Source organism: Arcobacter thermotolerans (genome assembly GCF_983172305.1).
Genome location: NZ_CFAFZJ010000006.1, coordinates 1 through 20,369, shown reverse-complemented (window position 1 = coordinate 20,369; position 20,369 = coordinate 1). Strand labels below are relative to the sequence as shown.

Below are 20,369 nucleotides of genomic sequence, written 5' to 3'. Positions count from 1 at the left end.
TTTCCTTTGTTTTAATTTTATGATGGAATTAAAACAAAGAATTATTAGCAAAATATTAATTTTTTATATATCTTATAAAATTTACCAATATATATTAATTTTAAATCCATTTGGATTTATATTTTCAAAATTAACATTTAAATTATGCAACTTTGCAATTTGCATAATAATCGAAAATCCAAGACCACTTCCTATTTGTTTTTGTCCAGCAGGTCTTAAAAATCTTTCTCCTATATTTTTCAAGATTTTAGAATCCAAACCTTTTCCATTATCTTGAATAAATAAGTTATTTTTTTCTAATTTAATTTCTATCTTTGTACCTTTTTCATTGTATTTGATTGCATTATCTAGAAGATTTCTAATAAGTAAAGATAAAATAAAAGGCTCACCTTTTATAGTTTTTATATCTTCATCATATAAAAAATCTATAGAAATATCTTTTTGTTTTGCATTAAATTCTACTTCTTTAATCGTTGAATTAATAATTTCAATCCAATTTATATTTGTTAAATTCTCAAAATTACTTATTGATTCTAATCTTGAAAGAGCTAATAATTGTTCTATCATTCTTGTTGATTTATCTACACCCATTTCAATATTATTTAAAGATTTGATTAGTGAGTCTTTATCATCTAAGGATAGTTTTGCAACTTCAGTTTGGATTTTTATTGCAGCAAGTGGGGTTTTAAGTTCATGCGCTGCATTTGAAGTAAATCTTCTCTCTTTTTCAATCATATTTTTTATTTTAATAAATAATAAATTTAAAGCTTTTACTACAGGTTTTAATTCTATTGTTGTATGTTCATCAAGAGTTGAACTATCGTTTGGATTACGTGATGCTAAAGTATTTGATAATTTATTTAAAGGTTTTAACTCTTTTGATATGAGAATAAATGTTATTGCTACTAAAAATGGTAGAACAAATAACCACGGATATGTTAAATTTTCTATAATATCAAATATCAAATCATTTAAGTAATCTATTTCTTGAGCAACCATTACTATAAATTTTTTATCATTACTACGCATCCAAACAATTTTAAATTCTTTATTTTCTTCAAATAGCAACCCATCATTTGTATTTAATATATTATTATTAAATACAAAATTATCGTTATTCTCTTCACTAAAATCTTTGTAAATAATTTTTCCATCTAAAGAATATATTGCATAAGTGAGACTATCATCTTCAATAGACATATATTTTTCTGCAATATCTTCGTTTATATTGTTTAATTCATAATTTAAATTTGAAGAATTAATAAGAGTATTGATATTTGAATTAACAACTCTTTTTGCAAAATAATATAGCTGAGTATCTAATACTTCAACTAAAGTTTTTTTTGTTTGATACATACTTATAGATATTGCAATAATAGAGCTTATAGCAAATAAAAATAGTAATATAATTGATAACCGTAATTTTAAACTAAAATTTTTCATTTTTTAGGCTCTTCTAATTTATATCCCGCTCCATAAACTGTTTTTATATAATCATTTCCAATTTTCTTACGGATTGCATGTATAAAAACATCAAGAGCATTTGAATTTAGTTCTTTGTCAAAATCATATAATTTTTCAACAATAACTTCTCTACTTAAAACTATTCCTTTATTTAATATGAAAAGTTCAAGAATTTTTATCTCTTTTGTTGTTAGTTCTACTATATTATTATTCTTTAAAACTTTTTGTTCTAAAGGGTATAATTTTATATCTCCTATTTCAAGGTATTCTTTAACTAAATTATAATTTCTTCTATTTAATGCAATAACTCTAGCATGTAATTCAGCTAAAGAAAATGGTTTACATAGATAATCATCAGCACCTTTAGTTAAACCTTCAACTCTTTGATTTATTGCATCTCTTGCAGTTAAAATAATTACAGGTGTTTTAATATTTTTTTCTCGCCAAAATTTTAAAATATCAAGCCCATCAATATTCGGAAGACTTAAATCTAAAATTACTGCATCATAATTTATCATAAATATTGCCTCTTGCCCATCTAACCCATCTTCGAACCAATCAATACTAAATCCAAATTTTTTAAATGCAGAAACAATACCGTCGCCTATTAGATTATCATCTTCAATAAGTAAAATTTTCATATAAATATCTTTTTTAGAATTTTTATATTATTTATATCATTTAAAAATTAGTAAAAGATTAATATCATGTATAAATAAAGAAATATAAAAATAATTTTAACCATTTTTATATTTTATAAGTAATTCTTATTTTAAAAAATTACATACGAAAATAGAATTAATATTTTCCGACATCTGTCGAAAAGCTTCTTTATATTTTCGGTATAAAATACTATATTTTAAAAGCTTAAAAAAATATCAGATGTCGGAAAACAAGTGTTTTAAGATGTATTTTAAATGTCACTTTTATATTATTTTGAAAATAACATTTATTGAAAATTATAAAAAATTCATTAAGTTAAAATTGAAGTAATTATTAATAGTTTTAGCTTTTATGAATTTTCTTATTATGAAAAATTCATTTGTAACATTTTTATTTGTTTCGTATTTTAAATTCATAATAAGCAAAAAGTATAACAACCAAAGCTATTACTATAAAACTAATTAATTCATTTTGTAAATTTTGCATGATAATTATTTATACCTTTTAATTTCATAAGTTTATTTACTCTAATGTTAATTTATACCAAATACTTTAAGCATTACATATTTTGAAACACTTAAAGATGATTGCTTAGCTTTTTTTGTAATTTCATCTTTTTGCTCTTTTGTCAGATAAATTACAATTTGTTCTTGCTTTAAATCATCTTTATCAACTTTTGGTCTACCTTTTGGATTTAAAACTTTTTTAGTCTGCCCTCTTCCAGAGTTTACAAATTCATCTAATTCATTAATATTATTTTGAGTATTTTGGTCTTCAACAAATGCAAATGATTTTTTTTCATTTTTTTTAAATATTGATTCTTTCATTTAGTAACCTTTATTTTATTTATATTATATAATTATATTAATATTAATTTATTAGTAAATAAATATTATTTAACTATTTACATATTCAACTAATTCATCAAAGAAACTATTAAAATCTTGATAAGCTTTAGACTTTTCATCAAGGAATTCTAAAATACCTAAACCATTTGAAAAAGAGTTTTTATATGCTTCTCTCTCATATATTACACTTTCACAAAGTTTTATATCTTCAAGGTTTTTATCTTTAATATATTGTTTTAAATCTTCTATTTTTTTAGTTAAGAAAGGATTTGGGCTAGCTTTAGAAATAGTAATTAGTGCTTTAGTATTAGGATTAAAAGCTTTAGCTTGATTAAATAAGTTTATCATTTTATTTAAAACAGCAATATCTAAATCACTTGGAAGTGTTGGAATAATTACTAAATCACTAATAGCTAAAGCTTGTCTCATCTCTTCACTATCTCTTCCACCTGTATCAATTACAATAGAAGAGTATTTATTTTTTAAGCTTTTTACTTCTTTACCAAGACTTGTTCCAAATTTAGAAACAGTATTAAAAATAAGGTCAATATTTTCATTAGCTCTAATATTAGTAAATACTTCAATACTTCTTTGAGGGTCTGCATCAATAAGCAAAGTATCTTCTTTTAAAAGTCCTAGTTTAACTGCAATGTTTAAAGCAATTGTAGTTTTTCCACTACCACCTTTTTCATTACAAACTGAAATGATCATTTTAATTCCTTTGATATTTTATTATTAAATTATATATAAAATGATATTAATTTACTATTATATAAATATTAGTTTATAACTTAAAACTATATAATTAAATCAAATTTAAATTTTTTTGGATTTTCATCAACAGGATAAAAACTTTTTATTTCATACACAACTGTTTCAAAAGGTTCATCTATTTTAATTATTTTTACAAAATCAAATCCCATAAGCCAATTACACTCGATTTCTAATTCATCAACATATTTTATGACAAATAATCCATCTTCATCAATCACTTCTAAAATACTATCATTGAGAGCTATATTTTTTATATATTCAAAAAAACTTTTATCAATAAAAAAACTATTACCTTTCAATCCTGCTTTAGATCCAAGGCTTTCAAGAATATAAGATTTTGATAAAGCAGTATTCATTTGTAATTGTCTAGGATTGTGCATTAAAGTATAATCACCAGTATTTATGGCTAATTGTGATTTTTCATTTATGTCTCTTTTTGTATAGTTATAGACTAAATCATCTACTGTAATTTCATCTAAAAAGCTATTAAATCTTTCACCATATGATAAAACTGTTCTAGCTCCAATTTCATCGCTTTTATTTACATTAATATGTGAAATAATAACAGTTCTAATCCACATTGAAATTTCATATATGTGATTGTTTAATGGATAACAATTCATTACAGATGAAGATTCATTATAAACTAATGGAATTGTTCTTACAACAGCATCATTTAAAATAAAAATGTACTCATTTAAAGAAGAAATATTAAGATAGTGTTGTCTATAGAAATTTTTTAACCTTAAATCAATTTTTTCCCATTGTTCTTGATTTAATATCCATCCATTTTTACAAAAATCATTACTAAATCCTAATAGGTCACTCCAAACTGTTAAGTTTTTTATTAACTCAAATTTTTTATGTTGAGATTTTTTATCTTTTTCATCCAATCCAGAAAAATATTCCATTAATCAATATCTTTTAATTTTTCTAAATTTTTATAGTATTCTTCAAAACGTTTTTTTTCTAAATATTTAGCTTGTTTAATTAATCTTTTATAAGATATATTATCTAATATTTCATCATTTGTTTTGAAAATTATATCTTTAAATGCTTTATCAAATTTTTCTTTTGGAGCTTCTTTCCAATAAATGAGAGAATCAATAATTTTATTAACATTTGTTATTTTTAAAATAGTGTAAATTGACAAATCAACAGTTCGTTTTGATATATGTTCTGAAATAGCTTCACTTGGAGACTGAAATTTACTATCTTTCCAACCAACATATAAACTATTATTTTTTCTTTCATTTATTGTTTCTACAAATTTATCTTTTTGTCTATGTAAAGCTATAGGAAATGAAAAAAATTCAATTTTTGATTTATGACTATTCAGCCTTTTTTGTAACTTTTTATTATCATATTTTTTACCAGCTATTACTTCAATACCAATTCGAAATAAGATATACAATTTACTAATTTCTTCTCGTGCTATATGTGATAAAGCATATGCTCTAGCAAAATATTTATTATTCAATAATAACTCAGCCTCATCTGATAAAGATTGTGCATTTAATTTAATTTTCACCATTCCATCAATAATATCATCTATTGTCATATTTTGCATTACAATCCTTTTTGTTATTAATTTGCATATTTCACTTATTTAATACATCACTTCTCATAAAATTTATCAACAAACCCAACAATCTTATCAAGAACTCTTGTTAGTATAGTTCTTCTCTCTAAATATTTTGGAGTAACATTTAATGTTTTAGCAATATCGTTTTGAAGTGGTTCTCTTTGTTCATAAATATAGGTATCTACAACTTTTTTTAATTCATCTTTATTTAGATTTTCTTCATCTGCAATTGCATTAAATGCTTTTAATTTCTCTTCATCCCAGAATTTTACAAACTCATCTTCAATATTTTCACTGTTATCTATTTTTACTAAATTTTCATTTATAAATTTTTCTATTAATTCTCGTTTACTTCTTAGTTGTGGGTTATTGTTTAGTAAATTAGATATATCTTCTCTTTGTTTAGCTTTTTGTTCTTCATTTTCGCTTTCTTTAAATAAACCCAAAAGCTTTAAAATATATGTAACATTTATTTCATCTTTATGAATTAGCTCTAGTTCAAAGTCCACATCTTCTAAAATAGATACTTTTTCTTTATTAGGATTAACACTAGGTTTTAAATCAAGGTATTTACTCATATAATCTTCAAACTCTTGCTCTAATATCTTTAAATCATCCCATTTAAAATCACTAAAACCACCTAAAATATTCTTTACTCTTAATAGTTCTCTAAATGCTTTAATAAACTCTAGTTTCTCTTCTTCACTATATAAGTCACTAACACTACTAACTGTTGGAACAATTAATTTTAAAGCATCATATTTTTCATTGAAAGTTTCTACATAACTTTCATATGGTTGCATTATAATTATCTCTTTTGCATCTTTATTTGAAAATAAAGATATTGCATCATCAGTTGCTTGTTTTAAATTTCTAAAACAAACTATATTACCTTGAGATTTTAATTCATTTAGTATTCTATTTGTTCTACTAAATGCTTGTATTAATCCATGATATTTTAAATTTTTATCAACATAAAGTGTATTTAGAGTTTTACTATCAAATCCAGTTAAAAACATATTTACAACAAGTAAAATATCTATCTCTTTTTGTTTAACTCTTTTGGAAATATCGTTGTAGTAGTTATAAAAACTTTGAGAATCTTTTGTAGAGTATTTACATCCAAATATTTTATTATAATCTTCAATAAACTCATCTAGTTTTTCTCTAGAGTGTTTATTTATATGCTCTTCATCAACATATGCACCATTTGATTCATCTAAATCAATCATTCCAGTTGCATCTTTATCATCTTCATTTGCACTATATGAAAAGATTGTTGAAATATTTAAATTATGGTTTTTCTTTTTAAATAGTTCATAATATTTTATAAGCATTTCAACAGAGCTTACACACATCATAGCTGTAAACTCTTTTGAGTGAGTTTTTCTATCATGATTTGCAATTATATAATCAACTATTTTTTCAATTCTATCGCTACTTTCAAGAAGCTCTTTTTTATCAATATCTTCAACTGCAATATCAATATTTGTAACACTATTTTCTCTTTGTTTATACTTTCCAATATACTCAACAGAGAATTTTAAAACATTCTCATCACTAATAGCATCAGTAATTACATATTTATGTAAACACTCATCAAATAACTCTTTTGTGGTTCTTTTTCCAAGTGCATTTCCAGTTGCATTTTGGGCAAATATTGGTGTTCCTGTAAATCCTATCATTTGATTGTTTGTAAAGAATTTAGTAATAGCTAAATGAGTTTCACCAAACTGGCTTCTATGACACTCATCAAAAATAAATACAATATTTTTATCTTTTACTATATTCATTTGTTCTAAATACTGTTTTTTTGAAATTGCAGTATTTAGCTTTTGAATAGTTGTAACAATTAGTTTTGTATCATCAGCAAATTGTTTTACAAGAGTTTTTGTATTATCTGTTCCATCCACACTTCCATCACTAAAGCTATTAAACTCTTTTGTTGTTTGATAATCTAAGTCTTTTCTATCTACAACAAATACTACTTTTTCAACTTTAGGAAGTTTCATAAGAATTTGAGCTGTTTTAAAAGAAGTTAGAGTTTTTCCACTTCCAGTTGTATGCCAAATATATCCATTTTTATTTGTATCTCTAACTCTTTCAATAATAGCTTCAACTGCCCAGAATTGATATGGTCTTAGAACCATTAGAGATTTTGAAGCTTGTGCTAAAACGATATATTTACAAATCATTTTAGATAAATGACATTTTTCTAGGAAATTTGTTGTAAATTCATTTAAGCTATCAATTCTATGATTGTTTTTATCACTCCAATAGAAAGTTTGTTTAAAATTCATAGATTCTAGTTTATTATTAGAGTAGTATTTCGTATTAACATTATTTGATATTACAAATAGTTGAATATAAGTAAATAGAGCATTATTAGAACTATACGAGTGTCTTTTATATCTAAGTGTTTGATTAAATGCTTCTTTTAGCTCTAAGCCACTTCTTTTTAGCTCTATTTGGCATAAAGGAAGACCATTAATTAAAATTGTTACATCATATCTAGTTTTATAAATACCTTCAACACTTACTTGTGAGGTTACTTGAAATAGATTTTGGCACCAATGTTCAGAATCTAAAAATTCAATATATTTACTTGTTCCATCATCGCAAAGTAAAACAAATTTATCTCGTAATATCTTTGCTTTTTCAAAAACATTACCTTTATTTAGATGATTTAGAACTCTTTTAAATTCAGTATCACTTATAGTTGTTTTATTATGCTTTTCAAGTTGGATTTTTAGATTGTCTTCTAACTCTTTATCATCTTTAATAACAACTCTTTCATACCCTAAATTTTGGAGTTGTTTTAATAAGTTTTCTTCTAATAGTGCTTCGCTTTGTGTGCTCATTTTGTTTCTTTATTTATGAAATTTTATATATGAGATTTCATAATCTATATTAAGAAATGTTTCTAAAATTTGAACTCTAGATCTTATATTAGATGAATTATTAGTACCTTGCTGAGTATTACTATAATAATCAAAATATATATATTCATCTTCATCAATTTCATCAAAAGATTTTTTTCCTACCATTTCAACTTTATTTTGAAACTCAGTTAGTTTATTATTTGTAATTAAACTAATTAAATTTTGATTTATTGCATCTTTTACAAGAATATAATAAATTGGTAAATCCCCTTGTCTTTTTAGGAGTTTGTCACTATCAAGAAATATTACATTAAATTTATTTAAAACTTGTTCTACATTATTTTTATAGATTTCAATTGTACTAGCATCTTTTGCTTTGTAATTTAAAACAAATTTATCTAAAAATGATTTTGACGTATCAATAATCTTTTGATGTTCAAATATACAATGTTCTAGATATAGTAATTTTGTACATATCTCATGATGCTGATATCTTGAATTATTAATAGTTATTTTGTTTGAGAAAAAACTATTTTTAGTCAGCTCTCTTATTGCTCTAACTACATTACCTCCAATAGCATTTCTTTTTTCAGATGCATTTAATGGAACAGCTTCATTTAGACGAGAAAACATGTCTTCAATCAACATTATGTCGTCGGTTTGTACTATTACAATAGGTAAATTAAACGAATCGAAATGAATTCTAATTTTTGGAAATTCTTTAGCTAAATCATTATACTTTAATGATTTTAAATTTAAACATTCATCTTTAAAATATTTAAAATCATCCGCTAATGAAAATTTACCATCCATAAACTCCCAAATAGTTTCCAATCTCTGACGTCCATCAATAACAGAATATAAATAATTATCATGTTTCAATTCATGAAAATATATTTTTGGAATATCATAATTGTTTAGTATAGAGTCAATTAGTAATTGCTTTTTTTCTAAACTCCAAATATTACCTTTTCTTTGATATTCAGGACTTAGATCAATTTCATCTCTTTCTGCATATATTTTCATAATAGCAGAATGATTCATTGGAATCGTATTTATTGTACTCATGATATTACTCCTCTTTTTTTTAAAATACTTTTTATACTAGCTAGTTCAGGGAATAATTGGAATTCTGTTATTCCTAATATTTCTATCTGTTTTAAGATGTTTTTTTTACTATCTTTTTTTATAATATATTTGACCATATGTGTTTGGTCACCAATATCTTCTATTGATATTTTTTCATGATGATGTATTGTAAATACACCCATCTGTGCTTGTATTCTTGGGTTATTTCTTGTTGCAATAACAGCAGCTGGACTTAATTCAACTTTTGTACTTATAAGACTTTCTATAGAATATCCAATAATTTCGTCATCTTCAAAAGAAGGTATATAAAATTCCTCCTCTTTACTCTTTATCTTTGCATTTTTATTTAATTCTGTTGGTTTCAAAGCCCAAACTACAGCATCTGAATTATCCTCTATTTTTCTAAGTGCAAAAAATAATGCTATTAAAGGACTTTCACTCCAGTCTAGAAGTCTAGTTGGAATACCATAATGTTGCATTAAAAACATCCAATCAAATTTATTATTAGGCTGGGTAGATGTTAACATCGATGCATTTTGTTTAAATGCACTCAGTAAAGTCGTTTCTGGAGCATTAGAATTTCGTAAATAGCTTGGAAGCAAAGTATATGATTCTTTAGTTTGCCCCCTATACCATACAGAACCACCATAACCTGTAAAATCATTTTCCAATTCGTTAATAAGTTCAGTTAAGGAACTTATCTCTTTGATACTGTATGCCATAATTATTATTTCCTTTTTTTTAATTTTATATAAACATTTCTTTTAAAAGTGATTTTTTAAACTCTTGTGTTAATAATAGTTGTTTTTGAACTTGTTCTATTTTATTATCTGTTGAAGATAGAAAGTTAGCTATTTTTGTTTGTTCTTCTAGGCAAGGTACTTTTAGTTTAACCTTCTTCAAATTACCTTTTGGAAGTTGTTTTAATGCTGTACCAGTTTCAAAAGCTTTATACTGTTTTTTGCTATCTCTGTAGTCCAAAGCATAGAGCAAATAAAGATAATTAAGTTTTGATGTGTCAGTAATCCTTAATAGGCAAATCTGTGCATTTATGTTTGAACCGTTGTGTTCATTTTCTATTAAAGCAAGATTTCCTAGTTCCCCTCTAGTCGTAATTAAAATATCATTAGTTAAAAGATGACCTGCTGTCAAAGTAGAGTGTTGCTCTTCTGAAATGTATTTTGTATCACTAGTATCTATTTTTAGATTTTTAATATTGTTAGCTCTTAGGAAAGGAACACCATTTGGTTTAAAATCATCTGATGTCGGATAAAGTTCTCCATAATTACCATCAGAAATAAGGATTGGTAACTTATCAATAGTCTTCTCTTTCCACTCACAAAACTCACTACCATCATCAGCTTTAAATCTAATTTCTTGATTAAAGATTTTTTGCATTATACTTTTTTTGTATTGTTGTAAAAGTTCTTCTTTTTTTATTAGTTGTTCTATTTTTGTATCAATAGATGTTAAAAATAAAGCTATCTTTTCTTGCTCTTGTTTTGATGGAAGACTTAGAGTCAATGTTTTTAAATCTGAATTATATACGTTACTAATACTCACACCTTTAGCTAATGTAGATATCTTTTTCTTTAATTTTGTATTTATTAAATAAGATACATACTCAGGTAAATATGTATTGTCTGACAAAGGTCTTAATATATTTATTGTTCTACCAATAGCCACATTAGATATTTTTAAAGCTGAAGCTGAACCTATATCTAAAGGATCTTCACCTGCTGATGGAAGTAAGATTTCATTTCCTTGACTAAATGTTAGTTCAGATTTATCTAGATTAGTTTTATTAATTACTTTACTAATTACTTCACTATACATATGATATAATTCACCATATCTTACACATGGTATATCAAAATTAGGTGAAGCTTCATTTTGCTTAATATTCTTACCAGTTGAAAAACTAAATATATCTTCAAACTTATATTTTTTATAATTCTCACTAAACTCTTTAAATCTCAACTTAGGCACATTAATACTTTTGCTCATTTTAAACTCTTTTTAAACTATAGTTGTATACAATTACAGCACTTACGGTAAGTCCCTGCATGCACACTTACCTTGTCTTTATTTTTATAATATTCATAACAAAATCTTCCATTTTTTTATCACAGTTATTTAAAATATCATTTACAAATAGTTCTTCTAAATTTTTAGTATCTTTTATTTTATAATGCTTTTCTAAAAGAATTTGCATTGAAAAATATACATCTAATAGTTTATGCTCATAAATATTTTTTCTAAGATTTTTGTGTAATCCATAAGCTTTAACACCTCTATAATTTCTATTAAATAATCTTCCATTATGGGCACATCTATTTCTTAGCTCTTTTAATCTTAATAAATAATTCAAAAATACATCTTTATCATACATACCAAATCTATTTGCTAAAAGCTTTAAAATACTATTATCGTTTACATTTAGCTTTGAAATAATATTAATTAAACTTCCAAGTGTAACATTTTCAATAAAATAGTGAAATGGTGGATAATTTATATTCATATTACGATTCAAATCAATTAATGTTTTATCTTTTAAATATTTCACTTTATTTGAGTTAAAATCATATTTTCCTAAATAATAATCCCTGTAATGAAGATATATTTCATTTTTTTTATTTTTTAGCTCTTTTACTTCCCAATCATAAATAGATTCATCACTTAATTTAAAATTATCAACATATGAATCTTTTAAAAGATAGAAAAATGGATTATTTGTAAGACTATAAGCAATCTCTATTAGGTAAGTTTTTAATTTTATTTCAATTTGAGAAGTTGATTTAAATAAATTTATAGAAATTTGTCTATCCAAGTTATAAAGTTCCAAAACATCATCTATACTATATTCACTTACATCTTTTCTAAATGCTTTTACATATCCTTTAAATCTAAAGATTCCAATTTCTTCAATTATTTCTTTTAATTGGTCATATTCATATTTAGATTTTTGAAAACCCTCTTTATATAATAGTTCTATATAGCTATCTACAGTTAGTCTTTTATAAGAGTATTCCAAAACTATCTCCTAAAATGGCGTAGAGATATTTAATTCTCTACAAAACGAAACTATTGTTTCATCTGTTGTTTTCATCTCTTTTTCTAAAGCTTTTAATTCACTTGAAACTTTGTCTAAATCAATAACTTCTTCCTCTTCAAATGTATCTACATATCTTGGGATATTTAGATTATAGTCATTCTCTTTTATTTCATCCATACTAGCTAAGTGGGAGTATTTTTCTATCTCTTTTCTATTTGCATAAGTATCAATGATTTTTTCAATATTTTCATTTGTTAGATAGTTTTGATTTTTTGCTTTTTCATAATCATTTGATGCATCAATAAATAATATATTATCACTATGCTCTCTACACTTTTTAAATACTAAAATGCATGTAGGTATTGAAGTACCATAGAAGATATTTGAAGGCAATCCAATAACTGCGTCTAAATAGTTTCTATCTTCAATTAAATATTGTCTAATATGTCCTTCTGCACCACCTCTAAATAATACTCCATGAGGTAAAACTATAGCCATAGTTCCATTATCATCAAGATGATAAATCATATGTTGAATAAATGCAAAATCAGCTTTTGAAGAAGGTGCTAGTTTTCCATATTGACTAAATCTATCATCATTTAAGTGAAGCGGATTTGCACTCCAGTTTGCAGAAAATGGAGGATTAGCAACTATTGCTTCAAATCTATGCTCTAAATGTTGAGGATGTTCAAGAGTATCTTCTTGTTTAATATCAAATTTTCTATAATGAACATCATGCATAATCATATTCATTCTTGCAAGGTTATATGTAGTTCTATTTAACTCTTGACCATAAAAGTTTGATACATCTTCAACTTCTTTTGCTACACGAAGAAGTAGTGAACCAGAACCACATGTTGCATCATATACTGATTTTAATCTAGTTTTTCCAACAGTTACAAGTTTTGCTAAAATTTTTGATACTTCTTGAGGAGTATAAAACTCCCCTGCTTTCTTACCTGCTCCTGCTGCAAATTGCCCTATTAAATATTCATAAGCATCACCTAAAACATCTCTATCATGATTTTTTAGTTCAAAGTTAATATTATCAAGATGATATAGAACTTTTGCTATTAGTTTATTTTTTGCTTCTTCAGTACGACCAAGTTTTGTGCTAGTTAAATCTAAATCTTCAAATAAATGTTCAAAATCATCTTCACTCTCTGTTCCCATAGTTGAAGACTCTATATGTCTTAATACTTGTGTTAAATCATCAAGAATAAAGTTATTGTTATCACTATTTCCTTTTTTTGCCATAGCTGAAAATAATTCATTTGGTTTTAAAAAGTATCCTAGTTGTTGAACACAATCATCTTTTAGGCTATTTAATATCTCTTCATGTTCAGGATTATTTGAGTCAAGGCTTGTGAATGTAATACCATCTTCTTTTAGAAGTTCATTTGTAAAGTTTTCAATTTTTTCAGATAGATATTTATAAAAAATAAAACCTAGAATATAATCTCTAAACTCATCAGCATCCATCTTACCTCTAAGCTCATTTGCAATATTCCATAATTGTTGTTCAAGTGCTTTTTTATTCTCTTCACCCATATAGTTTTAATCCCCTAAATATCAAAAATAGTGTGTAATTTTATAGTGTTAAATTAGTATTAATTATACTTTTTTGAAACTTCTAAGGTGGTTAAAATGATAGATTTATAATATAATAAAGAGGAATCTAAAAACTGGACTATAAAAAATAAAATAGATTTTAAGTCTTTAAATAATAAGAATATTATTTATAAGTATAGATTTCATTTAGATAGCTTATAAAATAGCTACTCCGAATTAGATACTTTTGCAGTAGGAATAGCATATAGATCCAAATCTAGATAAAAAAGATGTAGAGAAATTTTTTAAAGAAGCTGTAAAAGATTTAGAAAAAGTTATGAAATTTCCACAATAAAATAAATTACTAAAATAGAATGATGATGTTGCAGATGAGATAACAAATGCCTTATTTAAAACTTGACTTATTTATACTATAGTTTTAGCTTTTAATTAATTTATAAAAATATAAAGAAAGTATCAATTTCTAATCTAAATTTATAATATAAGAAATTTTTTAAAGAAAATAAAATCATCCTCCAAGATAATGCTCAGTAATACTAGCTCTATTATGCTTCATCTCATAGCTAACTTGTTGTAGTGAATCAGAATAAGAATAACCAGCCTTTCCATACTCAAACATTCTTCTTTTTGCAAAGTTCCATCTAAGACCATGACTTCCTTCAGAAACTTCTTTTGAAATAAGTGCTGCTTGTTTTATATCGTTATAATAATCTTGTCGATTGATTTTAAATTTTGAATTTAATGATAGATAATTTTTTAATTCAGCATAAGTTTTAAGTGACACTAAAACTTCACCTTGTTTTCCACCTTTTTCCTTTGTAAAAATTATTCCTCTTTCAATTTTTGTAACTTTATCAATTTTAATTCCAAGAAGTTGTTCAGGTTTTATTAATGCAACTCCTTCGATTCTAGCTCCACCTTCAAGTTGAATTTTAGCTGCAAGTTGATTAATAGGATTTTTCAAATTTGAAATTAAAAGTTCTGGATTATTATATGCACGATTATGATAATTACTGGCTACAAGTTTTAAATCTCTAGCTTCATTTAAAATAGTTTGCCTAATTGAAAAATCATATTCTCTATTTTCATTATGAATATTTTTTGAAAAGTTTTTTAATGCAATTTCTAGTTTTCCAAGTGCAGCTGAAATTTTTTCTAAGTATTGTTTACTTGGATAGTATTCAATCTTATAATCCATATACGCTTGAATATGTTGTGCTTCAATTTTTTCAAAATTTCTTATCTTCCAATGCTCTAAAAGATAGTTAAAAAAGTTGTTCCAAACTCTTCTGTAACTCTCCATAGTTTTATAGCTTGAAACCATTTGGTAGTATTCATGATTTGGATTTATTTTATCTTCTTTTTTTGCTCCTTCTTGAAATATTTGTTTAACAAGTTGGGAACTTTGATAATAAACACTTCCTCTCATAATAATCCTTTTTAATATTTTGTGATGATAGATTCAGCTCCTATCTGAAGCAATTTTTTGTTAAGTCAATCTGCTTTTTTTTAAATTCTTGCATATGAATTTTTTGGAATAATGCGTGAAGGATCTCCGTAGAGGTCAGAATTATATTTTATATTTTTCTTTCTAGTTTATTAAAAGTAATTGTGCTTTTATAAATTATAAAAAGATAAGGAGTAATAGATATTTTTTGAAAATATAATATCTATTGTTTTAGTATATTTCTAAAAAATATACTTAGTAGCAAACCTGTAAAGATATTACAAGCTAATTATTCAAAAAGTTAAAGTTATAAAATTGTAACATAGATTTTTGTTTATTGCTTTTAGGATAATTTTTTTGATAGTTTAAAAATTTGCTACGGTTTCCTTTTTTTTCTAAAACTAGACCAAACAATCCTACAATAGGGCTTCTTTAAAGTGTTGATTTTTTAACAAGAAACAGTAAAAGAAACACTTAGGAAACACCAAAAGAAACAGTTTAGAAACAGTAAGAGCTAATTTTTTTGAAAATTTTTATAGATTTTGAATTTAAAAATAGATTTATTTTAAAAAATAACAGTTATCTTTTGATGATTTTATTTTATTTTCCAAGTAATAGAATATCTCATCTTGAGTAATAATTTTTGTAGATTCATTTTTATTTGAAGCTCTTTTTTTAATAATACTTCCAATCTCAAGTGATTCTAAATATTCATCTTTTTCATTTGTGTAATTATTAATATGTAAGCCAAAATCTTTTGGATTTATTTTAAAATATAATTTGATTTTTCCATAAATTAAATTATTAGTTTGAGTTAAAATCTCTTTACTATTTTAATCTACAATACTATTTTTATATCATAAGCGAATAAGATTTTATTTACTTCATCTAATTTAATTGCCATTGAATAATCTTTAAAATGATGAATATTTATTTTTCCTTTTTTTAAAAATATAGAACTATTTTTTTATCAAAATATTAATTTATTAGATTAGTTACTATGAAATAAAAATATAAAATTTATTCAATTATTTTTACTCTCAACATTTCTTTTTCGCTGAAAAAATTGCAACTCCTACAATTCCTAAAAAAATTGGCATAAATAAAAATACCCACACTTACTATTGTTGTTGTCATATGTCTTTTCCTTTTTTAAAATAATATAATAGTTTTTAAAAATTAACTATTGAATATTTAATTTTTTTGTATTTTTAATTTTGTTTTTTAGTTTTTAAATCTTGTTAATAAAAATATTTACATACAAGTAGCAATATTCCTATCAATTCAATAACTGTTATTTTGATTATATCACTATCTAGTTTATGTCACTTAAGTTATATCTAGTTTCATATATTTTTTAATTTAATTTTCAGCAAATTAAGAATCCATCCAGAATTAACTGGAAACTAATTTAAACAACAAATTATTTATAGATTAGTTCGCTAAGACTTTAGCAAGATTTTTTGTATTTTTTCTTTGGTTCTTTTAAAATTATTCCTATCATCAATGGAAATAACATTGACAAAAAAGCAAAGCTTCCAAGAGCAATTAATCCTCGAGTTACATTATCCACTTTTTCTCCTTCTTGAGATTTCAAGTACTTCTTGAATCCCACTTATTAAAATAATTATACTAAAAAGTTTTACTAAAAACAATCTTTTTATTGTTGGTCTTTGAAATTGAAGCACATAAAAATCATTTTTGTGCTAGTTATAAACTTGCATTAAAGTAGTAAAAATAATTTAAAATTTCTTTATATAATCGAAAGTTGTTATATCAATTAATATTATACTTTTTACTATCTGGATCAATATTGATAGTTTCATGTATTTTTTTAAACAAGTTATTTCTTGTATCAAACATATCATTATTAATATAAGTATCGTATAGTTTTAAATTATCTGTATTTTTAATTTTATCTATAACTCTTATAGAAGCAAAAACTCCTGAATACTCATTTATAATTGTATTCTCTTTTTTAGGTGTATCTTCAAACAAAGAAAATACTCCAGCAACAGCTAAACCAATAGCAGCTGATGTTAAATCACCATTTGAACTACTTGCCAGATTCATAGCAGATTGTCCTACACCAATATGGCTACTATTATTTTTATCTTTATTATTTGCCTCTATATTAAATTTATTTCCTGAATCCAAAGAAACAAATTTAATTCCTTTTTTATTTTTTCTTAAATATTTAAGCTCTGCAGGAAAATAATCTCTTGATAATTCAAAATAAATCTCTTTATCTGCTTTTTCTGGACTATCCACCATTTCCCAAGAACCTAGTTCAATTTGTTTCTTAATGCCATTTTTTACTAAGTCATGAAAAAAAGAATATCTAGTGAAAAATACAAGTTCTTGCATATTTGAATTTTCTTTGTCAAAATATATTGAAGCAGTTAAATATGTATCTCTTTTATTAAATGAAGTTTCAATATCTTTATCTGTTATAAGTGAGAAATTTAGATAAGAATAAATATTTTGAATATCTTCAAGTTGAGCTACTAAATCAGTATATTGTTTTTCAAAAACTATTTTTGTACCATCATTAGATACTTTAAACTTTCCATTCTCAACTTTTTTTCTTAAGTCGTTCTCTATTGAAGTATATTTTGAATTAGTAATGCCTGTTGCTTCTTTTTGATTAGCTAGAGTGTACCATTTTATTGGAATAATATCAGAACTATTTAGATCTTCAACTATTTTTTTATTTGCTTCAACAACAAATTTCTCACTTAAATCCTCATAGTAAACTTTTGTTTTACTATTATCTTTTAAAACTGAGTCATTGTTTACTGATAAACCATTAATTGTAGTAGAACTACAACCACTTAAACCAAATATAATAGCAGCAAGTGTTGCTATTTTCATAATTAGATTTTTCATCTCTTTTTCCTCCCTCCCCCCTTTTTTTGTATTATTAATGTTTATCATTTTGATTGTCCCAGATACTCCACCAAAAAAATACACTCCAAAAAGAAAATGGTTTTTCTATTCTAGGAAATTCTCTTCTAGGCTCTTTATCTCTTTGATATAATCTAAATAATATAACTGGAATCATTATATATAATAAAATTTGAAAAACATAAGAATTGTTTTCTTCTTGCTTAATTGTTTTCAGGAAAAAATCTTTTTGTTCTTTTGGTAATTCAATATGACTTTGATATACTAATTTATCAAAATCTTCTTTAGTTGTATCTATAAGAGTATATGTTCCAACAAGACTACATCTACTATTAACAAACTCTAAATATTTTCCATTTAACCAATCTTTTGGGTGTTGATTTAAAATATTTGTAGATATAGCCATAATGTCATATAACTTATTATCTAGTCCACTTTTACAATTATCTGGCATAGTTACTACTTTTCCCCACTCTTTAGAGTTAGATGCCGATAAAGAGTTCATTGTTACTCTCCACTTCATATCTGCTTTTGTAATTGGTAGGTTATTGCCTAAATATCCAACTATTTCATTTTCATTATCTTCTTTTTGTTTACTTGTTTGGTCTTCGTTAGCACTGCTTCCCATTTGGCTTCTAACTTTTTCCCATTTCTTCAATTGTTCAGGATTAACTCTTTCCCAAAATCTTCTTTCTTCATCAGTAAATGCAAATAAAATGCTATTCATTAGTAAAAAAGCTACAAGCAACTTTTTCATATTAAGGCTTTATACATTTTTTCATATTAATTATTTTGAATTTTTCATTAAAATTATATTACCCACCACATTTCATACCAGTAGCATTCCACTGTTTATCTATTTCAATCATAGGCATTTCACAAATCATTCCTTTAATTTGTAAAATATATACTATTTTTCCATCTTTTTCAAAAGATTTTACTATTTTTATATCATTTTCTTGAGCTGATTTAATATTATATAACACAGCTATAGATTTAACAGTTTTTTCATCTGGAGTAGAAGAACAGCCAATAAAAGCTGTTCCCATTAATATTGTTGATAATAATATTTTTAAATCTTTCATTTTCATATTAGTCTACTTATTTAACAAGTTCTGGAAAATCTTTGTGATTTAAAATATCACTAACTAATTGATTTACAGTTGGTTCAAATGATGTTCCCATATTATTACAAGCTGTTGAAGCTAAATATGCTGATGGATAATCTCTTTTTGTGTTTACAGTTAATGATTTCCCATTTGAAGAGTTTATAGTTGCATTAATTTCCCAATAAGCATTTCCAAACATAGAGCTTCCATATACTTTATTTATATTTCCACTTAAGTTTATATTTGAATTTTTATCATAATTCCCAGCCATTTTAAGTTCACTTAAAAGTGCATTTTCAATATATGTAGAAAATGGTTCACCTTTTGGAGTAGATACTGTTTCTGCTAATCTACACAATACACTACTTTCACCTTTATTTGTAGAAGTAAAATTTGAAACATTTAATTTAAGATCTTTAAAATCTCTTAATGTTTGTACATTATCAGCAGATGGATTATACTCTGTAGTTTTTATACCACAACCTGTAAATAATAAAGTTGCTAATGCAACACTTGAACTTAATAATAAAACTTTTCTCATTTTTTCCCTTTTATATGTTACTAGATTATAAAATCAATAATCTGTTATTACGGTGTATTCTAAAATATTTATGCTTAATTAATCCGTAATTACAGATTGATAAAATGATTTCATTTAATTACTATCACTCTGTAAGAATAGAGGGTTTAATAATTAATGAATAAATTTCAAAATATAGAAGAGTTTACTGACAAACAAAAAGAAGAATTTTATAAAAGAATTGGAAGCAATGTCGCAAGAATAAGAAAAAAACATAAACTTTCACAACTTAAACTTAGTTTGCTAATAGGTCACAAATCAACATCCCTGTTGGCTGGAGCTGGGGAGTGTTAGAAATTCCGTGTCAATCTGATAAAATAATATCAAGGATTGACAATGGAACAAGAGATAAACTTTGATTTCAATGAAATATTGAAAGAATTTAGAAGTGGTA

Annotated in this window: 19 protein-coding genes; 1 reads left to right on the top strand and 18 read right to left on the bottom strand. The window is 24.6% G+C overall.

All coding sequences use genetic code 11. The annotated features are described in order from the left end of the window. Positions 1–81: 81 nt before the first annotated feature. The 18 genes from AC5LG6_RS06130 to AC5LG6_RS06045 all read right to left on the bottom strand — a co-directional run bounded on the left by AC5LG6_RS06130 (position 82) and on the right by AC5LG6_RS06045 (position 19,936). Positions 82–1,443, bottom strand: a complete 1,362-nt coding sequence (locus AC5LG6_RS06130) for an ATP-binding protein (protein ID WP_434261612.1) — start codon at positions 1,441–1,443, stop codon at positions 82–84. Beyond that, positions 1,440–2,105, bottom strand: coding sequence for a response regulator (locus tag AC5LG6_RS06125; protein WP_066358163.1), 666 nt, complete (start codon positions 2,103–2,105; stop codon positions 1,440–1,442). The genes AC5LG6_RS06130 and AC5LG6_RS06125 overlap by 4 nt, the downstream gene beginning before the upstream one ends. A gap of 555 nt (positions 2,106–2,660) precedes the next feature. Beyond that, the gene (locus tag AC5LG6_RS06120) at positions 2,661–2,954 is read right to left on the bottom strand and encodes a plasmid mobilization protein (RefSeq protein ID WP_434236531.1); all 294 of its coding nucleotides are present in this window, start codon (positions 2,952–2,954) and stop codon (positions 2,661–2,663) included. Positions 2,955–3,023: 69 nt separating this feature from the next. Beyond that, the gene (locus AC5LG6_RS06115; RefSeq protein WP_260937322.1) at positions 3,024–3,686 is read right to left on the bottom strand and encodes an AAA family ATPase; all 663 of its coding nucleotides are present in this window, start codon (positions 3,684–3,686) and stop codon (positions 3,024–3,026) included. An 86-nt stretch (positions 3,687–3,772) separates the two neighbouring features. Further along, a complete protein-coding gene (locus tag AC5LG6_RS06110; protein WP_260937320.1) occupies positions 3,773–4,660 on the bottom strand; it encodes a hypothetical protein in 888 nt (295 codons plus the stop codon). Next, positions 4,660–5,319: an AbiV family abortive infection protein gene (locus AC5LG6_RS06105; protein ID WP_260937318.1), complete on the bottom strand. Its 660-nt coding sequence runs from the start codon at positions 5,317–5,319 to the stop codon at positions 4,660–4,662. Before AC5LG6_RS06105 ends, AC5LG6_RS06110 begins: the two co-directional genes overlap by 1 nt. Positions 5,320–5,366: 47 nt before the next feature. Continuing rightward, a complete protein-coding gene (locus tag AC5LG6_RS06100) occupies positions 5,367–8,195 on the bottom strand; it encodes a type I restriction endonuclease subunit R (RefSeq protein WP_498585972.1) in 2,829 nt (942 codons plus the stop codon). Positions 8,196–8,204: 9 nt separating this feature from the next. Next, positions 8,205–9,284 (bottom strand): DUF262 domain-containing protein, encoded by a 1,080-nt coding sequence (locus tag AC5LG6_RS06095; protein ID WP_498585971.1) that lies wholly within the window; start codon positions 9,282–9,284, stop codon positions 8,205–8,207. After that, positions 9,281–10,027, bottom strand: coding sequence for an FRG domain-containing protein (locus tag AC5LG6_RS06090; RefSeq protein ID WP_498585970.1), 747 nt, complete (start codon positions 10,025–10,027; stop codon positions 9,281–9,283). Before AC5LG6_RS06090 ends, AC5LG6_RS06095 begins: the two co-directional genes overlap by 4 nt. A 25-nt stretch (positions 10,028–10,052) precedes the next feature. After that, positions 10,053–11,312: a restriction endonuclease subunit S gene (locus tag AC5LG6_RS06085; protein WP_498585969.1), complete on the bottom strand. Its 1,260-nt coding sequence runs from the start codon at positions 11,310–11,312 to the stop codon at positions 10,053–10,055. Positions 11,313–11,379: 67 nt separating this feature from the next. Beyond that, entirely contained in the window at positions 11,380–12,339 is a 960-nt protein-coding gene (locus AC5LG6_RS06080; RefSeq protein ID WP_498585968.1) for an Abi family protein, read from the bottom strand. 9 nt (positions 12,340–12,348) lie between these two features. After that, positions 12,349–13,911, bottom strand: a complete 1,563-nt coding sequence (locus AC5LG6_RS06075) for a type I restriction-modification system subunit M (protein WP_498585967.1) — start codon at positions 13,909–13,911, stop codon at positions 12,349–12,351. A 529-nt stretch (positions 13,912–14,440) separates the two neighbouring features. Continuing rightward, positions 14,441–15,361, bottom strand: coding sequence for a site-specific integrase (locus AC5LG6_RS06070; RefSeq protein WP_498585966.1), 921 nt, complete (start codon positions 15,359–15,361; stop codon positions 14,441–14,443). A gap of 1,468 nt (positions 15,362–16,829) precedes the next feature. Continuing rightward, positions 16,830–16,952 (bottom strand): hypothetical protein, encoded by a 123-nt coding sequence (locus AC5LG6_RS06065; RefSeq protein WP_258315628.1) that lies wholly within the window; start codon positions 16,950–16,952, stop codon positions 16,830–16,832. 203 nt (positions 16,953–17,155) lie between these two features. Beyond that, a complete protein-coding gene (locus AC5LG6_RS06060; protein WP_260937298.1) occupies positions 17,156–18,268 on the bottom strand; it encodes a hypothetical protein in 1,113 nt (370 codons plus the stop codon). Between the two features lie 34 nt (positions 18,269–18,302). Further along, complete coding sequence (locus tag AC5LG6_RS06055; protein WP_498585965.1) at positions 18,303–19,013, bottom strand: hypothetical protein; 711 nt, start codon at positions 19,011–19,013, stop codon at positions 18,303–18,305. An 88-nt stretch (positions 19,014–19,101) separates the two neighbouring features. Continuing rightward, on the bottom strand, positions 19,102–19,377 hold the full coding sequence (locus tag AC5LG6_RS06050; RefSeq protein WP_390840292.1) for a hypothetical protein: 276 nt from the start codon (positions 19,375–19,377) through the stop codon (positions 19,102–19,104). A 10-nt stretch (positions 19,378–19,387) separates the two neighbouring features. Continuing rightward, positions 19,388–19,936 (bottom strand): hypothetical protein, encoded by a 549-nt coding sequence (locus AC5LG6_RS06045; RefSeq protein WP_260937290.1) that lies wholly within the window; start codon positions 19,934–19,936, stop codon positions 19,388–19,390. Between the two features lie 156 nt (positions 19,937–20,092). Between AC5LG6_RS06045 and AC5LG6_RS06040 the strand changes: the two genes are divergently transcribed. After that, positions 20,093–20,269: a hypothetical protein gene (locus AC5LG6_RS06040; protein WP_498585964.1), complete on the top strand. Its 177-nt coding sequence runs from the start codon at positions 20,093–20,095 to the stop codon at positions 20,267–20,269. Positions 20,270–20,369 lie beyond the last annotated feature (100 nt).

Bases quoted from the DNA above. Each gene is read 5' to 3' on its own strand.
- AC5LG6_RS06130 (WP_434261612.1), bottom strand. From the start codon at position 1,443: ATGAAAAATTTTAGTTTAAAATTACGGTTATCAATTATATTACTATTT.
- AC5LG6_RS06125 (WP_066358163.1), bottom strand. From the start codon at position 2,105: ATGAAAATTTTACTTATTGAAGATGATAATCTAATAGGCGACGGTATT.
- AC5LG6_RS06120 (WP_434236531.1), bottom strand. From the start codon at position 2,954: ATGAAAGAATCAATATTTAAAAAAAATGAAAAAAAATCATTTGCATTT.
- AC5LG6_RS06115 (WP_260937322.1), bottom strand. From the start codon at position 3,686: ATGATCATTTCAGTTTGTAATGAAAAAGGTGGTAGTGGAAAAACTACA.
- AC5LG6_RS06110 (WP_260937320.1), bottom strand. From the start codon at position 4,660: ATGGAATATTTTTCTGGATTGGATGAAAAAGATAAAAAATCTCAACAT.
- AC5LG6_RS06105 (WP_260937318.1), bottom strand. From the start codon at position 5,319: ATGCAAAATATGACAATAGATGATATTATTGATGGAATGGTGAAAATT.
- AC5LG6_RS06100 (WP_498585972.1), bottom strand. From the start codon at position 8,195: ATGAGCACACAAAGCGAAGCACTATTAGAAGAAAACTTATTAAAACAA.
- AC5LG6_RS06095 (WP_498585971.1), bottom strand. From the start codon at position 9,284: ATGAGTACAATAAATACGATTCCAATGAATCATTCTGCTATTATGAAA.
- AC5LG6_RS06090 (WP_498585970.1), bottom strand. From the start codon at position 10,027: ATGGCATACAGTATCAAAGAGATAAGTTCCTTAACTGAACTTATTAAC.
- AC5LG6_RS06085 (WP_498585969.1), bottom strand. From the start codon at position 11,312: ATGAGCAAAAGTATTAATGTGCCTAAGTTGAGATTTAAAGAGTTTAGT.
- AC5LG6_RS06075 (WP_498585967.1), bottom strand. From the start codon at position 13,911: ATGGGTGAAGAGAATAAAAAAGCACTTGAACAACAATTATGGAATATT.
- AC5LG6_RS06070 (WP_498585966.1), bottom strand. From the start codon at position 15,361: ATGAGAGGAAGTGTTTATTATCAAAGTTCCCAACTTGTTAAACAAATA.
- AC5LG6_RS06060 (WP_260937298.1), bottom strand. From the start codon at position 18,268: ATGAAAAATCTAATTATGAAAATAGCAACACTTGCTGCTATTATATTT.
- AC5LG6_RS06055 (WP_498585965.1), bottom strand. From the start codon at position 19,013: ATGAATAGCATTTTATTTGCATTTACTGATGAAGAAAGAAGATTTTGG.
- AC5LG6_RS06050 (WP_390840292.1), bottom strand. From the start codon at position 19,377: ATGAAAATGAAAGATTTAAAAATATTATTATCAACAATATTAATGGGA.
- AC5LG6_RS06045 (WP_260937290.1), bottom strand. From the start codon at position 19,936: ATGAGAAAAGTTTTATTATTAAGTTCAAGTGTTGCATTAGCAACTTTA.
- AC5LG6_RS06040 (WP_498585964.1), top strand. From the start codon at position 20,093: ATGAATAAATTTCAAAATATAGAAGAGTTTACTGACAAACAAAAAGAA.